Annotated in this window: 12 protein-coding genes; 4 read left to right on the forward strand and 8 right to left on the reverse strand. The window is 54.0% G+C overall.

Features of this window, described 5'->3' with window-relative positions:
• Positions 1-52: 52 nt before the first annotated feature.
• A complete protein-coding gene (locus tag QZR18_RS07685) occupies positions 53-823 on the reverse strand; it encodes a FadR/GntR family transcriptional regulator (RefSeq protein WP_178706828.1) in 771 nt (256 codons plus the stop codon).
• Positions 824-1,139: 316 nt separating this feature from the next.
• On the opposite strand from QZR18_RS07685, the gene secA reads away from it, so the two are divergent.
• Positions 1,140-3,947 (forward strand): preprotein translocase subunit SecA, encoded by a 2,808-nt coding sequence (gene secA, locus QZR18_RS07690; protein WP_178706831.1) that lies wholly within the window; start codon positions 1,140-1,142, stop codon positions 3,945-3,947.
• A 76-nt stretch (positions 3,948-4,023) separates the two neighbouring features.
• Here secA and QZR18_RS07695 read toward each other — a convergent pair whose 3' ends face one another.
• Together QZR18_RS07695 and QZR18_RS07700 are read right to left on the reverse strand one after the other, a co-directional pair.
• A complete protein-coding gene (locus QZR18_RS07695; protein WP_178706834.1) occupies positions 4,024-4,491 on the reverse strand; it encodes an Rv3235 family protein in 468 nt (155 codons plus the stop codon).
• Between the two features lie 409 nt (positions 4,492-4,900).
• Positions 4,901-5,107 carry a helix-turn-helix domain-containing protein gene (locus QZR18_RS07700; protein ID WP_178706837.1) on the reverse strand — a complete coding sequence of 69 codons (207 nt, stop codon included), beginning with the start codon at positions 5,105-5,107 and terminating at the stop codon, positions 4,901-4,903.
• A gap of 259 nt (positions 5,108-5,366) precedes the next feature.
• Between QZR18_RS07700 and QZR18_RS07705 the strand changes: the two genes are divergently transcribed.
• Positions 5,367-5,828, forward strand: coding sequence for a DUF6912 family protein (locus QZR18_RS07705; RefSeq protein ID WP_178706840.1), 462 nt, complete (start codon positions 5,367-5,369; stop codon positions 5,826-5,828).
• A gap of 3 nt (positions 5,829-5,831) precedes the next feature.
• On the opposite strand, the gene QZR18_RS07710 is transcribed toward QZR18_RS07705, so the two are convergent.
• From QZR18_RS07710 to QZR18_RS07730, 5 genes are all read right to left on the reverse strand, one after another.
• Entirely contained in the window at positions 5,832-8,897 is a 3,066-nt protein-coding gene (locus tag QZR18_RS07710) for an AAA family ATPase (protein WP_178706842.1), read from the reverse strand.
• A complete protein-coding gene (locus QZR18_RS07715; protein WP_178706846.1) occupies positions 8,894-10,144 on the reverse strand; it encodes an exonuclease SbcCD subunit D in 1,251 nt (416 codons plus the stop codon). The genes QZR18_RS07710 and QZR18_RS07715 overlap by 4 nt, the downstream gene beginning before the upstream one ends.
• A gap of 71 nt (positions 10,145-10,215) precedes the next feature.
• Positions 10,216-11,286, reverse strand: a complete 1,071-nt coding sequence (gene rsgA / locus QZR18_RS07720; RefSeq protein ID WP_178706849.1) for a ribosome small subunit-dependent GTPase A — start codon at positions 11,284-11,286, stop codon at positions 10,216-10,218.
• Positions 11,279-12,595: a 3-phosphoshikimate 1-carboxyvinyltransferase gene (aroA, locus tag QZR18_RS07725; RefSeq protein ID WP_178706852.1), complete on the reverse strand. Its 1,317-nt coding sequence runs from the start codon at positions 12,593-12,595 to the stop codon at positions 11,279-11,281. The genes rsgA and aroA overlap by 8 nt, the downstream gene beginning before the upstream one ends.
• Positions 12,592-13,047: a hypothetical protein gene (locus tag QZR18_RS07730; RefSeq protein WP_178706855.1), complete on the reverse strand. Its 456-nt coding sequence runs from the start codon at positions 13,045-13,047 to the stop codon at positions 12,592-12,594. Before QZR18_RS07730 ends, aroA begins: the two co-directional genes overlap by 4 nt.
• Positions 13,048-13,284: 237 nt before the next feature.
• Between QZR18_RS07730 and QZR18_RS07735 the strand changes: the two genes are divergently transcribed.
• Together QZR18_RS07735 and QZR18_RS07740 are read left to right on the forward strand one after the other, a co-directional pair.
• Positions 13,285-13,878 (forward strand): sigma-70 family RNA polymerase sigma factor, encoded by a 594-nt coding sequence (locus QZR18_RS07735; RefSeq protein ID WP_178706858.1) that lies wholly within the window; start codon positions 13,285-13,287, stop codon positions 13,876-13,878.
• Positions 13,879-14,849: 971 nt separating this feature from the next.
• A partial coding sequence (locus tag QZR18_RS07740) for an alpha/beta hydrolase (protein ID WP_295910856.1) occupies positions 14,850-15,429 on the forward strand: 580 nt, incomplete at its 3' end.

Raw genomic sequence — 15,429 nt, forward strand, 5'->3', positions numbered from 1 at the left:
AGCTTGCCAAAGCAAGCTCCCCACACCCCTAAAGTTTTCATTTATCGGTGGATCAGTCTTCTTCTTGCGACAGAGAACCCAAAGCTTGGTTGAGCGGATCGTAGTGGGCAAAGACGGCACGACGGTATCCCTCAAGATCGCCGTTTTCTGCGCTGACCAGCATGGCCTCGTGGGCGCGAGCAGTTTCCGGAAGACCTTCAAAACCCCGATGAATCTGCGGGAGGGCCATCATGTGAATCATCCACATGGCATTGACTAGCTGCTCGGCAAGGGGGTTATTGATCTTCTTCAAGAGCTCGGTGTGAAATTCAATGTCTTCGTCCATGAAGAACTCGCTGCGCTGAGCCTTTGTGATCATCTGGTCGACCAATTCATGAAGATGATCATCATGCGTGCCCTGAAGTGCCTGGATTGCCTCGCTTGCCAAACCTAAGTCCAGAACTTGGCGGACCCGCAAAACCTGGGACAAGGCCTCGGCAGAATCAGGAGCAGTAGAGGAGCGAAGGAAAACAGTCTTGATTAACGGGCGAAGTGTCATATCACCGACAAAAGCACCGCGTCCTTGCTGGACATCAACAATCTCAAGAGCTTTGAGCTGGCGCAGTGCCTCGCGTACCGATGAACGTGATACGCCGAGAGAATCGCATAAAGCTGATTCTGTGGGAAGAGGATCTCCGGGTTGCAAGTGATTAGCGACGATGTACTGCTCGATCGCTTCCATCGTTGTTTCGGTGCGCGAAAGTAATGCTGGAGCTGGCGACTGCATCGCGCTCCGGTGTGCGAACACTCCAGCGTCGGGGTGAGGCGATTGAATTTCGGACATTGTTTAGACTCTTTCGCACCTGGGGAGCTGCTCCTCGACGTAGAAGAGAAGACCGCAAGGTTGTGCGCACAGACCCATTTCTACGCGCGTAATTTCCTGACTTGTACAGCGTACCATTGCTCGTGTGTTGAGTTGTCGGATATCAGTTGTCGGGTTGATTTTGAATCACTGATGAACAAGTTCAGAGCAATCGGTTTGCAGAGAAAAACGACACGGTTGTTGGGATGAAGTCGAAAGCGCCGACGGAAATTCGTAGACTAGAAGAAGTGTGCTCGACGCACGCCCGGATCATCCGGTCACAATCCCAGGAGTCCCCGTGTCCATTATTGACAAGATCCTCCGAGCTGGAGAAGGACGCACCTTGCGTCAACTCGACCGGCTCGCCTCGCAAGTTGATGCTCTTCAAGAAGACTTTGAAGCTCTCACTGATGAGGAATTGCGCGGAAAAACAGAGGAATTTAAAGAGCGCCTCAATGAAGGCGAAACCTTGGATGACATCCTGGTTGAGGCTTTTGCGACCGTTCGCGAAGCAGCATGGCGTACCCTGCGTCAGCGTCCCTTCCACGTTCAGGTCATGGGTGGTATTGCTCTGCACCGAGGCAATATCGCAGAAATGAAAACTGGTGAAGGTAAGACGCTCGTTGCGACTATGCCTTCTTACTTGCGTGCACTGACCGGTAAGGGCGTTCACGTTGTTACCGTGAACGATTATCTGGCGAAGTACCAATCTGATCTGATGGCCCGCGTCTACAATTTCCTGGGACTCACCGTGGGCTGTGTGTTGGTTGGACAAGAGCCGGAAGAGCGACGCGAGCAGTACAACGCAGATATTACGTACGGAACGAATAACGAATTCGGTTTTGATTACCTGCGTGACAATATGGCGCAGCGTCCGGAAGACATGGTTCAACGTGGCCATAACTTCGTGATCGTCGATGAGGTCGACTCGATTCTGATTGACGAGGCTCGTACCCCTCTGATTATCTCTGGTCCAGCCTCCGGCGATGTCAATCGCTGGTACACGGAGTTCGCGCGCATCGCCAATATTCTGGTTCGCGATGAGGACTACGAAGTCGATGAGAAGAAGAAGACTATCGGTGTCCTTGAGCCAGGTATCGATAAGGTTGAAGATCAGCTAGGAGTCGAGAACCTCTACGAAGCAGCTAATACTCCGCTGATTGGCTTCCTCAATAACGCAATTCGCGCAAAGGAACTCTTCCACCGCGATCGCGATTACATTGTTGACGGGGGAGAGGTTCTGATCGTTGACGAGCACACTGGCCGTGTGCTTCCTGGGCGCCGCTACAACGATGGCATGCACCAAGCGATCGAAGCGAAGGAAGGCGTGAAGATCCAGGCTGAGAATCAGACCCTGGCAACGATTACTCTTCAGAACTACTTCCGTCTGTACCCCGAGGGCTCGCGTTCGGGTATGACCGGTACTGCAGAAACCGAAGCTGCAGAATTCGCCTCGACCTACAAGATTGGTGTTATTCCGATTCCGACGAACCGTCCGATGATTCGTAAGGATCAGGGCGACCTTGTCTATCCGACCGAGGCCGGTAAGTTCCGCGCGATCATTGACGATATCGAAGAACGTCACGCGGCTGGGCAGCCAGTTTTGGTTGGTACTGCATCGGTTCAAAAGTCCGAGCTTCTGTCGCGGATGCTTAAAGAACGTAAGATTCCGCACCAGGTTCTGAACGCCAAGCAGCATGCGCGTGAAGCTCAGATTGTTGCAATGGCCGGTCGTAAGGGCGCAGTGACCGTTGCGACGAACATGGCAGGCCGCGGTACCGACATCATGCTCGGTGGAAACTCCGAGTTCCTTGCTCAGGCAAACCTTGCCGCTCGCGGGTTGGACCCGAAGGCTGACGCAGAAGAATACCGTCGCGCGTGGCCGGAAGCCCTCGCCGAGGCCGAGGCCGCAGTCGAGGCCGAGCGCGAAGAAGTTCGTGAGCTGGGTGGTTTGTATGTGCTGGGGTCGGAGCGTCACGAATCCCGCCGTATCGACAATCAGCTTCGAGGCCGTAGTGGTCGTCAAGGCGATCCCGGTGAATCTCGTTTCTACCTGTCGATGGAAGATGACCTCATGCGTCTCTTCTCCTCAGGCCTCGCGCAGCGCATTATGGCCTCGGGTGCTTATCCCGAGGATCAGCCGCTAGAAAATCGTATCGTCACCCGTTCGATTGCCTCCGCGCAGCACCAAGTTGAGGCTCGTAACTTCGAGATTCGAAAGAACGTCTTGAAGTATGACGATGTGATGACTGACCAGCGTGAGCTGATCTATGAGCAGCGCTGTCGCGTCCTAGAAGGCGAGGATTTGGGACCCCAGATGAAGGGTTTCATGGAGTCCTTGGTATCCGGGATCATCGCGGAAAAGACCAATGGTCTGGCGCCTCGTGAATGGAATCTCAAGGAACTGTGGGACACCCTGCGCGGTTACTACCCGCCCTCGGTTACTCCCGAGGAAGTTGAAGAGCAGTATGGCGGCCACGGCTCGCTGACCCGCGATGACCTGATGCGCGAGGTCTTGGGCGATATTGAAACCCAGTACCAAGAAGCAGAAGAGCAGCTCAATCGCAACCCTCTGGCTATTCAGCAGCTCGGTGATGAACCGATGCGTACGCTGGAACGACGAGTAGTGATTGCAACTGTTGATCGTCTGTGGCGTGAACACCTCTACGAGATGGATTACCTGAAGGAGGGTATCGGTCTTCGTGCGATGGGTCAGCGTGATCCTCTTGTCGAATATAAGGACGAGGGTGCGCGGATGTTTAACACGATGATGGATCGCATTCGCGAGGAAAGCGTTCAGCAAATCTTCTCCTACGCACGTCAATTCCAGTTGGCGTATGAGCAAGCTCGTGAACGCGCGGCGGTCGAAGAACAGGCAGAGGGCGTATCTGAGGCTGAACTCAGCGAGGATGCACGCCGCAAAGCTGCTGAGACCGAAGAGCGGGCTATCGAGCGTTCCGCATCCGTTATGGGCGATGTGGGACGGGAGAAGACTTCTGCGCGTCTGAGCTATTCTTCGCCAGATCAAGACGGTGAGACGACCTCGACAACTGAGGGAAGCAATCGTGCTCAGCGTCGCGCAGCAAAGAAGCGTAAGAAGCGCTGATCGATCACTGTGACTGATTGTTGAGGGCGGCATGCACCACGCGGTGCATGCCGCCACTGTTTTATCTGTAGTGTCCTTACAAGACATCCAATGCGGTGACGATCCATCTGTTTTTAAAAGTCTGCAGACGCATGGAGATGACATGACGGCCTTCTCCTTGTGCGATGATCACACAGGATTCGATGACCGTTGCTGAAGTTTGGCTGATATGCCATTGAACGGGGCGACAAGGCTCGCGTCGAAAGCTACGTGGATCTCTGTCGATAATGGTGACAAGTCGTCGGTAGAGCGGTGGAACCAGCCAGCGTCGGAGTTGTTCGTAGGGGCGAAGGTGGAGAAGGACCTCCATAATGCCGCGAGCTAGTCCAATTGACCACTGGCATAAATTCGTAATTTCTTGTTCTTGTGGAATCAGAGGATTCTCGGCATTGAGATACGAGTTCAGCGTTGTTGGGCTATTAACAGGAGTATCTCGCGAAAGGTCCCAGCTGATTCGGAAAGCATGGTCTGCTGGTGGGAGCAATACTCTCGACTGTCGTGGCATTGTCAAGACTCCTTGGACGGCTGTATTCATGGGGGGAGACGCCTCGTCTTTGAGGCGGATACTGTGGAGTCTTGAGGAATTATGTTGAGCTGTCAATCCAACTATAAAATGCTTGTGTATGCGAAATGCCTGTTTAGGGAATGTATCTCCGGCGTGAATGTTGTTTAGTTTTATCAATTTTTATATGAAAATGAAGTCGTCAAGGTAGACGTATACATCAGTGGCAACAAAACAAGGATCTATTCAATCTCAGTAAAAATTGAGAAAACGTGCAGCTGCTCATGGGAAAACATCCAGATTTAGCGTTGTGGATAAGCTGTTTTTTGCCGTGAAAAGACTTAGGATCATGCATCCTTCGAACGAAAAAGTGGGCAGAGAAATCTCTGCCCACATCTGACATCTCCTAGGGTTATGCGGTGTGGCTTAAGCGTGCACGTGAATGCTCGTATTGGGTTTGGATAAATTCTTCGAGGACGGATTCTTCAACACGCCACATACGCTTGCCTCCCAATTGGATTGCCGGTAGCTCGCCGGAATTTACCAGTGAGCGCGCAGCGGAAAGCGTAATGTTGAGTGTCTCGGCGACCTCGGCGAGAGTGAGGAATCGTTGATTCATACCTATAATCATGCCATTATTTTCGGGATTTTTGGAGCCTATAAAGCAATTACTTTTGAGCTATTTGTGCAGATGAAAGCCTGTTGATTGCTCTTCGCTGGAATCATGGACGATCGATTAAGTTCGGATAATGTCACTCGTGTCAATTTGATTACTGCTACTTCATTTCACTTAATGTCATTTCGTTCTTGTCTGACACCTCTTCAGATGAATGTGGGTGGCTTAAGACAGTACGCACTTTCGTGCATAAACTTGTGATATGCGAATCTATTACCCTGTTCTTGCTCGCGAATTGGAAGAGGGGAACTTGGCGCCCCGGCCCGCCTACTGTGTCGACCCTTCCTCTTCGTTGCATGGTGAAGAGTTAGAACTTGCCGAAGACGATGCACGCGATTTAGCTGCCCTTGATTCCTTGGCGCTACTACGCGATGAACAAGGTGCGCCCAGTCGTTGCATTATCGCTGCAGATATCGAGGGCGTTTCCGTCGCGCCCTACGATGGTGAGGTTGCTCAGACACAGCCCTGCGCTCCGGTTGAAAGCCATATTGCCGCCTACTTTATCGATCATCCCGATGCTTCAGAGAAGGTCCGTGCAGTCCTTGACGCACAGACTCAAGACGAGGCGGACGAGGCTGTTGCCAGGCTGTGGGATGAAAGCATGGAATGGTACGCCCCGGAAGAGCGTGAGGACGTCATCCGTATTCTTCGCCAGATGCGCTGACGGCTAGGCCCCTCTGATGCTCAGGGTTGAGCCCCGGCCTTCTTTCCATGTGACCTGAATTTGGTCTGCGATTTGCCGTGCCATCTCATCGACATGACTGATGACGCCAATGCATCGATCGCTTTGACGTAAGGCCAGCAGCTGTGCCATCACGATGTCGAGGGTGTCGAGATCCAAGGAACCGAACCCCTCGTCGATAAACATGCTTGAAAGCATGATGCCGCCGCTTTCCGCCATAACTACGTCTGCAAGGCCAAGTGCCAATGCCAGGGAGACATAGAAGGTTTCTCCACCCGAGAGAGTCGAAGGGGTGCGAGTATCTTCAGCCTCATGATCGAAAATCAGCAGGCCTAGGCCGTTTTTGCGCGATCGTGTGGGGTCTGTGTCGCTGCGTTGAAGTTCGTAGCGTCCGTGTGAAATCTCTGCTAGTCGCGGATTGGCGGCGGAGATCAATTCTTCAAAACGAGACATGAGGATCCATGAACTCAGCGGTACTCGATGCACACTGGCTTGACCGTTTCCACTTGCAAGCTGGGCAAGTCGCAGGCGAGGATATCCTTCTTTAAGCGCTTTACCTAGCTCGGTCAGTGCAGAGTGAAGCTGGGTTTGTGAGCGGTGAATACTTTTTGTGAGTGCGTGGATGCTAGCCAGGCTGGAACTGGCTCGGAGTTCTTCTTCTCGTGCCTCTTCTCGTGCGTTTTTGCATGCATCAAGATCGGGCGCCTCTGCCGTCTCTAAACCAGAAAAACGATCCGAATTCAAACGTGCCTGAACCGTATGAAGTTCCTGGCGATGATGGCGAATCTGCTGGCTGAGTCCCTCCAACTGAGGAAGGTCTTTGAGTTCTTCACGAATCTGATTGAGGTCTATATGTCCATCTTCATATTCGGACTCTGAGAGTGCGGTATTGAGGTATTCCTGATTGCTCTGGAGAAGTTGCGCAGCTTGATCGAAGGAGTTGAGAGCTTGTGAAAAAGCATCTTGATGATCGTGCTTGCGCTCAAGGGCCTCCTTCCACTCTTCGAGCGAGGTGTAGTCCCCCAAAGCTTGGGCGAGGGATGCTTCGTATGCGCTGACTTGAGCTTTGACTTCCTGTACTCGTGAATTAATGTTTGCGAGTTTTTCTTGCGTTGAGGCGCGTGCACTCAGGATTTCTTTTTCGCTCTCTGAGGTAGCTTCAAATTCTGTGCTCAGTGCCTGATAGTTTTCTGCTACAGAGTTCAGCTGGACGATGGTTTGTCTGAGGCTATCGCGTTGAATGCGTAGGGATTCGCTATCTGATCCAGCTTGTTCATTGAGTGCGGCAATCTGCGCCACGCACTGCGAGCGCTGGGTACTGAGCTCATGAAGATGCTGATCGGCATCTTGACGCAGTGCCTCAAGTTCATCAAGTTTCTCGCGACTCATTGTATTGTCGCTATCTGATTGTGCGGGGGCAGGATGCGAGGTTGAGCCGCAGACGGGACAGGGGGCGTCCTCTTCGAGTTCGGCAGCCAATGAGGCAGCAGTTTCTTGGAGCCATATTTCGCGTGCGAGAAGAGCAGCGATGCCACTTTCTCGGGCAGTCCGATGTGCTTTTTGGATTTCCTCAGCAAGACCGATGAGTTGAGCACGCAGGATATCGGCTCTTTCGGCCGCATCAATGCGTTGATTCAGTGCGTCGAGCTGAGCTGATGAGGATGCAAGGACAGAACGTGCCTCTTGGCTGGCCTCAATTTTCTGCGTGAGTTCTGTGCGGGTCTTAAGCAGTGCATCTGAGCGCTGTTTCAGCTCTTTGATCAGTTGATGTGCCTGGATTTCTTGGGCGGTCAACCGCTCATATTCCGCGCGTGCATCGACTAATTGCTGGTGGACGTGACTTGCGTCGCTTACCTTTTCATACTCAGCAAGAAGTTCACTGTTTCCCGCGGATAATTCGGTGTGGGCCTGAGTTGTATCGAACAGTGCGCCATCCATCCGCTCAGGGAGCGAGATGAACTTTTCTAAAGAGGAGCAGGCCTGTGCGAGTTTTGACTGTGCAGAGTCAAATTGCTGCAGGGGAGCTTTAAGAGGCTCGAGGCTTTGCAGGTGCGTTTCCTTCACGATGAGGGAATCAATCTGACTTTCTTGTGAAAGAAGCGCGGCCTGCTGGGCGGTTAACAACTTGTATTCGTTGAAGCGTTGTTGAAGGTCTTGGGCTGCGTTCAACTCTGCGTTTCGTTGATCAAGAAGCACCTGAGCGGTCTCAAGAGTGCGCTGGGCATCATCGCACTGTTTCGTCAGTAAATCATTCAAGTGCCCACTGAGCGTCAGCAGATCAGCGTTTAACTCTTCGTATTCATCGGTGCTTTCAAGTTTTTCGCTCAGCTTCGTGAGATCCTCGGAAAAAGACTGGCCCAGGGGAGAGTCTGTGATCTGACTCTGTAGCGTTCCCAGGGCACTTAAAAAATCGCGGCGTGTCCGCGTGATGGATTCATCTGCTGACTTTGCTTCTTCAACAAAAGCGTTTTGCAGATCTTGAAAATACTGAGTACCGAAAATATCTCGGAGAATTTTCTCTCTATCCGAGGATTTTGCACTGAGGAAGCGCGCGAATTGTCCCTGTGGAAGAACAACAGTTTGCAGGAATTGTTCTTTTGTCAATCCGATGAGCGAGGTAATCATTGATTGCGCTTCGGGGATGGAACGGCTCAGAGCTTCGAGTGTTGAAAAACCAGAAGGATCCGAAGGACTGGGAACCACCTTCTCAAAGGTGACTGTTGCATTAACCGGGGTTGCGCGTCCCTCTTTAACATACTGCGGGGTTCGGTGAACTCGGTAAATCCCGGCAGATACTTCAAAGACCACTTCCACATAAGAGGGGTCGTTGGGCGCGCAATACAGCGAACGTAGTCGGTTTTTTGCCCCGTCGCTCCCGCTTGCGACATCTCCGTAGAGTCCGAACACGATGGCGTCGATCAGTGTCGATTTTCCCGAACCGGTTGCTCCACGTAAAAGGAAGAGTCCCGCGTCGGTGAAACGCTGGAAGTCAATAAATTGACGTGACGCAAATGGTCCGATCCCGTTGAGTTCCAAAGTGAGTAGCTTCATTGGAGGTCTTCTTTCACCTTGCTCACAACCTGATCGATAACGCTGCTTTCTTCTGCTGATACCGGTTGCCCACCCTGTTGAGAGAAAAAGTCCGCAAGGGTTGAACGAATATCTATTGTCGCGAGGTCACGTTGAGGCGCGGCCAGGATCGGTGTATGTGTTGGCGCGTGGATGATCGAGAGCGCGTGTGGGTATGCAGCGCGAAGGCGGGAAACCATTGACTGAGGTCGTGCATCATCGGTAACGGTGAGAGATACATAGGATTCCCGATCGGTCTGTCTTGCTTTTCCGAGAAGAGAATCCATTGAGCCCGTGAGGACAACAAGGGGATGAGCGGATGGGATATTAACCGTTGAAAGCGCAAGAGGTGTTGAAATACCAGAAATCTCAACCCTTTGAGTATGTGGCGTGAGCTTTTCATCTTCCGGATGAGTGTCAATGATGACAGCGCTTTTATCCCCAGGAGCTTCCGAAAATGAATAGGCAATGGGTGAACCAGAATAGCGAATAGGTACCTGAGCAGAGGGAATAGCTTGAGGCCGATGCAAATGTCCTAAAGCAACGTAACTCAGCCCAGGAGTTGGTGCTTGGGAATCGCCACCAAAGTTTTCGAAGGTTTCGGCTGATACGGAGGGGACTCCGCCAACTTCAATGTTGCGTTCCGAATCTGAAGGCGCAGCACCGACAATGAAGGCATGGGCCATCACCACAGCTGGGCGCAAATCCCCTTCACTGCGTCGTTGCTTGAGATCAGTGCCGATACGCCGCATTGCTGCATCCATCACCGCCTGATGACTGCGTTCAAGCGGCTGATCAGTGGGGGACAATGCCGAACGAACCAAATCTGGTTCAAGGTAGGGGATCGGGTAGACCAAAACTCCTGGATCGCCATTGATACCAAGGTATTCGCGGGCGGTGCCAATGTCTTTAACACGCGTACACACCTGGATATTTCCGTGAAGGAAGTGCGAATACATTCCCAGACGCCCCGCGGAATCATGATTTCCTGATGTGAGTAATACGTGAGTGATGGAGCTGAGTTCTTCAAGAAGGTTCATGACTTCATTGATCTGACCGACGGGAGGAATAGCTCGGTCATAGACATCGCCAGAGATCAGAACCAGCTGGATATTCTGCGTCTTCACGGTGTCAATGAGCCAGCGACAAAAAAGAGCGCGCGCATCGCCTAAATCTTGACCGTGGAGACTGCGGCCAAAATGCCAATCGGAAGTGTGAAGAATTCGCATGTGCCTAGTATGAACTGCCCCACCGGCATTTTGAGTCACTTTGGAGGAGCACCAGAAAATTTCCCTCGAAATCAGCGTGCAGCCTTCGAAACGCGCATTGCTCCTGCAACCGCGTCCAAAAGGCGACGGACGGAAGTAACCCGGGAAGTACGCCTCTGACGTTCTGCCTCGGCCTCGGAAGGAGAAGAAGGAAGGCTGAAGGGCTCACGCCCCTGTGCCCACGCATCCAGTGCACATGAGGGGGCATCCTCGAGGTGCGTGCACAGCGGGAGGCACCACTGCGCAGCCTCGGCAACGTCGGGGAAAACGCCAAGTACATCGTCGGTATCGACATGCCCGAGTCCAAAGGAACGCACACCGGGGGTGTCAACGATCCAACCACCGCCAGGCAGCTCGAAGGCTCGAGATGAAGTCGATGTGTGTCGACCTCGTCCGGTCACCCGATTGACCATTCCCACGCTGCGCTGGGCCTGTGGAATCAGCGCGTTAATGAGTGTTGATTTTCCAACTCCGGAGTGGCCGACCAAAACGGAAAAATGACCGGCGAGAAGCTCTCTTAATTCATCAAGCCCCCGATCGCCAGCCGCAACCGAGGTCACCACTGTTGTCAGATTAAAATCCGCATACGCGCGAAGAAATTCTTCGGCCGGAGCAAGATCAGCTTTCGTGAGGCAAAGAACGGCACGCATCCTCGCCTCGTGAGCGGCAACCAAACAGCGGTCAATCATTCCCATTCGAGGAGGAGGATCGGCCAAAGCCGTCACAATCACCATAATCTGCGCGTTTGCAACGATAATCTTTTCTCCCTTTTGATCGGGAGCATCCTCGAGAGAGCGGCGTAGAACGCTGCTTCTTTCCTCAACGGCAACGATCCGGGCCAAGGTGTCAACGCGGCCGCTGAGATCGCCGGTCAGACGGACACGATCACCAACGACAACGCTTCCCTTTTTAAGCTCGCGGGCAAGAACAGAGCGCAGGTCGATATCCTCATAGCGAACCAGGTAGCGGCCACGGTCAATACCGATTACCTGACCGATTGGCTTGTTACCCCAATCAGGGCGAACTTTTGTACGTGGCCGCGAGCGCTTCCCAGGGCGAACCTTCACGCGCGGGTCATCGGTGCCGATATCGCGTCTAGACATTTGCGCCTCGATTCTCCAGCATGCTCTGCCACATAGATTCAAAGTTCGGAAGAGTTTTTGAGGTACACGCGATATCGTCCACGCTCACCCCATCGATGAGCAATCCAACGATTGCAGCGAAAGTTGCCATCCTATGGTCTGCGAAGGAGCGCAGCTTGGCGCCATGAAGCGGGCGCGGCCAAATCGTGAGGCCATCGTCAAAAACTTCGACGCAGCCGCCCAGAGATCGAATGGAGTCTGCGATGGCTTCCAAACGATCAGTCTCGTGCCCGCGAAGGTGCGCGATTCCGCTGAGAGTAGATGGGGTTTGGGCAAAGAGGAGCAGCGCGGCAAGGGTCGGAACCATCTCGCCCATTGCAGACATATCGCAGGTGATCCCCTGGAAAGTCCCCGGGCCTTGGCCGTCAACAACCAAGGTTCCGTTGTCGCTTCCTTCAAGAATAAATTGACTCTCAATCCCCATGCGCTCAAAAAGATCTGGCCACATTGCCCCCGGCTGTGTGGAGCTTACTGGCCAATGAGGGATAGCAAGACTTCCACCGCTCAGGATTCCCGCGCACAAGAAGGGACCCGCATTTGAAAGGTCCGCTTCGATTTTGATTTCCGAGGCCGTGGGCTTGCCTTCCTCAATCTTCCACTCGCTTCGGCTGATTTTCGACCAGGTAATCCCGGTTGCTCGCATCATGTCCAAGGTCATGTTGATATGAGGAAGAGAGATCAGTTCTTGCTCGCTACGGATGGTGGCTCCGCCAAGGAGAGGAGCGATCAACAGCATTGCAGAAAAGAACTGAGATGACGCCGAGGCATCAACGGTGACCGTACCGGGGTGGTAGCGAAGTGGCCCCTTAATGGTGAAGGGGAGGTGACCGTGCTCTGAGTGATAGGTGATGTGTGCCCCCAGATTTTCGAGGAGATCGAGAAGGGCGCCGAGAGGGCGCGCATAGGCTTGTTTGTCGCCATCAAAGCGCGTGGGGATAGGGGAGAGAGCAGCCAGGGGAGGGAGGAAACGCATGACAGTTCCTGCAAGGCCGCAGTCGATCTGCCGTTCTTCTTCTTCGGCGACTGAGTGAATTTCCATTGGAATCACGCGCGCCGACATCTCACTGATGAATGAGATCTGCGCGCCTAAGGTCACTAGAGCCTTGGCAAAGAGATCTGTGTCCCGGGAACGCAACAGTCCGTGGATGGTACAGGGTGAAGAACCGGTTGCTGCAAGGTAGAGAGCCCGGGCAGTTTGAGATTTTGAGCCTGGGATTTCAACCTGAGTGTTAAGTGGCTCGTGTACGCGCGGTGCGTCCCAGTGCTTCACTGTCCTAAGCCCGCTGCAATCGCCTGCTGAGAAAGTGCGCGGCGTTTCTCATCGCGACGCCAGGCAGCGCTTGGGCGACCGCGTCGGTCCATCCCCGCAAAAACAAGCCCTGCACAATTTGCAAGCTTAAGACCAAGGGACGTGCGATCCTCGTGATTAATGATCGCCATGGGAAGAGCAATCCCTGCCAGGAGTGCAGCTGAGGTGCGGGGGGCTTTGCCGATTGCGAAAGTGACGGAGGCAGCCAAGGCTACGCCAGCACTGATGCGTGCGGCGGAACGCAGGTAGGGGTCGATGTCGTCGATCTGTGCCGAATCCTCAACTTTGTTGAAGAGCGGGCGAAGCCCTTCGAGTTTAGCTGCATGCTGATCGGGATGGATCAAGGCGTCAAATGCGTCTAGCGCAAGAGGGGCAACCAACAGGGGACGAGAGATACCGCGAAGAATAGACATAACCCTATTGTGTCAAAAAATACTCAGGTACACCGGTTTCCAGGTCGGCAAAGATGGGCAATTTGGCTGCGGCTGGAATATGGAGCGGAATAATTAGCCATCGCAGGCGTTGATGTGGATATGCAAAGCGATGTGAGAGTGGCGCAGCGTCCATCGGTCAGGGGAAGGCACAAGCCTCGCCCTGATTTTGCGCGTCCGCTTTCCCATCCTAGGTATTCGCGATTAGCCTTGACATCGATGAGTGATACACAAGAAATCAGTCAAGAGGAAAAGGACCGGCTTTTTGCCGAGCAAGCCATGCCTCTGGTCGATCAGCTCTTCGGTGCTGCGCTGGGGATGACGCGCAATCGTGCCGACGCAGAAGATCTTGTTCAAGAGACCTTTATGAAGGCCTACACGAAGTTCCACCAATATCAGCAAGGAACGAACATTAAGGCCTGGCTCTATCGGATTTTGACGAACACGTACATTACCCAGTACCGCAAGGCTCAGCGTTCACCACAGCGTAGCGGTGGTGAAGACGTTGAGGACTGGCAGCTGGCAGCGGCTGCATCACACGACGAAAAGGGGCTTGTCTCGGCGGAAGCCGAAGCTCTGGATAATATTCCGTCAGCTGAGCTTCGTTCGGCTCTTGAAGCTCTGTCTGAAGATCAGCGTGTGGTCGTACTTCTGTCTGATGTTGAGGGGTTTGCCTACAAAGAAATTGCCGAGATGCTTGATATTCCCATTGGGACTGTCATGTCACGGCTTCATCGTGGGCGAAAGAATCTTCGAGACAGCCTGTCGGAACTTGCAGCGGAATACGGTATTGGGGGACACCATGCAGATTGATGATCATTGCGCTTGTCAGGAGTTACATAACCACCTCTATGAGGTCATCGACTTTCTTGACCGAGAGGAGTGCCAAGAGCACATCACGACTGATTGCCTGAAAGATCCAGCTCTGCGCGCGCAGCTGCTTGAACACATTTCACGCTGTTCCCACTGCCAGGAATCGATGTATACCGAGCGTTATGTTCGCTCGCTATTGGCACACTGTCTTGATGAGCCCGCGCCTGCGTCTCTTCGAGCACGGATTGTCTCCAAGACTTGCGTGACGGTGAGCTGGAGCTCGACAGAATCGTGAGTTTCGACTCGCAGGGTGCTCTCTGTTTGGAGAAACGCTGTGGGTGTGAAAAACTGTACAGGTTGGATATCTCAGTTTTAGAGGAGACGACAATGTCGAAGAGGGGTCGTAAGCGTCGCGATCGTCGTAAGCACGGCGCGAACCACGGCAAGCGTCCTAACGCTTGAGCCGAATACGTTGCGCGCCCGGACCGGATGGTCCGGGCGCGTTTTGTATGCGCGTTGTTTACGCCTTTTGTTTGCACTGCTGACGGGAACCAGGTGCGGTTGCGCGAGGCGCGCGTGACGCGAGGGGGGCGTGGGTACGGGACCAGGTGTGCGTCGTGTCTGGGGTGTGCGCCGCTGGATTTGCGTTCCTACAGCACTGGACAACGGTGTGCTCATAGGCTGCCGATCATGCTTGTGCCGCGCGCATGCGGATAGGTTATTAAGGTATCCGGATGTTCGTAACCTATCCGCGTAGTAGGTTCGTCCGATGGGCTCTCGCCAGATTCCGACGGCGAGCAGATACGGCCTTCAGCCACCGGTACCTACCACCACTAGTGTTTCCTCCCGATAGTCACGATGAGCACTCGCAGTGAGAAACGAACCCCTCTCGCGGCGTATCCTAGTACGTGCTCGCGCGCGGGGGTGTCCCGGTGCGTGCACACTGTTTCGTCGAATCGAAAGAGGCCGTCATGTCCCTCCAGATGCGCGTTGTTCACTTCTGTATGGGGCTTGTGCCTCCGTTGCTACAGAGCGAGACAGTAACTGAGCAGATAGCGCTCCACGCCCCACAGCCCGCCCCGATGCCTGCACGCATGCGAGGACGTTTCACGGCGACGTGCGACAAAGGCATAACCCGCGTGTTCCCGAAGCGGGGCCTGTGCCCGGGCGGTGTACTCATCTATCTGCATGGTGGAGCGTATGCGTACCCGATGGTCGCTGGTCAGTGGGGTATCGTCGAGGGCCTCATCGATCGCACCGGGCTGCCCGTCATCATCCCTGACTACCCGATTGCTCCCGCGCACACCGCGACCGACGCGTTCGACTTCGTTCAGCCCATCATCGATGAGGCGCAGGCCGAGTTCGGCCGCGTCATCCTCTTCGGCGACTCGGCGGGAGGCGGACTGGCCCTCTCCCTCGCCATGCAGCGACGTGACGCGGGTGCGCGGCAGGTGGACGGCCTCGTCCTGTACGCCCCGTGGGTGGACGTGACCATGACGAATCCGCGCATCGAGGAGGTGCAGCGCCGCGACCGGGTTCTGCGTGTCCCCG

Origin of the sequence: uncultured Actinomyces sp., from assembly GCA_900541895.1 — a bacterium.
Taxonomy (GTDB): domain Bacteria; phylum Actinomycetota; class Actinomycetes; order Actinomycetales; family Actinomycetaceae; genus Pauljensenia.

Excerpts from the sequence above, each read along its gene's own strand:
- QZR18_RS07685 (WP_178706828.1), bottom strand. The coding sequence starts at position 823 with ATGTCCGAAATTCAATCGCCTCACCCCGACGCTGGAGTGTTCGCACAC.
- QZR18_RS07695 (WP_178706834.1), bottom strand. The coding sequence starts at position 4,491 with ATGCCACGACAGTCGAGAGTATTGCTCCCACCAGCAGACCATGCTTTC.
- QZR18_RS07700 (WP_178706837.1), bottom strand. The coding sequence starts at position 5,107 with ATGAATCAACGATTCCTCACTCTCGCCGAGGTCGCCGAGACACTCAAC.
- QZR18_RS07705 (WP_178706840.1), top strand. The coding sequence starts at position 5,367 with ATGCGAATCTATTACCCTGTTCTTGCTCGCGAATTGGAAGAGGGGAAC.
- QZR18_RS07710 (WP_178706842.1), bottom strand. The coding sequence starts at position 8,897 with ATGAAGCTACTCACTTTGGAACTCAACGGGATCGGACCATTTGCGTCA.
- QZR18_RS07715 (WP_178706846.1), bottom strand. The coding sequence starts at position 10,144 with ATGCGAATTCTTCACACTTCCGATTGGCATTTTGGCCGCAGTCTCCAC.
- rsgA (WP_178706849.1), bottom strand. The coding sequence starts at position 11,286 with ATGTCTAGACGCGATATCGGCACCGATGACCCGCGCGTGAAGGTTCGC.
- QZR18_RS07730 (WP_178706855.1), bottom strand. The coding sequence starts at position 13,047 with ATGTCTATTCTTCGCGGTATCTCTCGTCCCCTGTTGGTTGCCCCTCTT.
- QZR18_RS07735 (WP_178706858.1), top strand. The coding sequence starts at position 13,285 with ATGAGTGATACACAAGAAATCAGTCAAGAGGAAAAGGACCGGCTTTTT.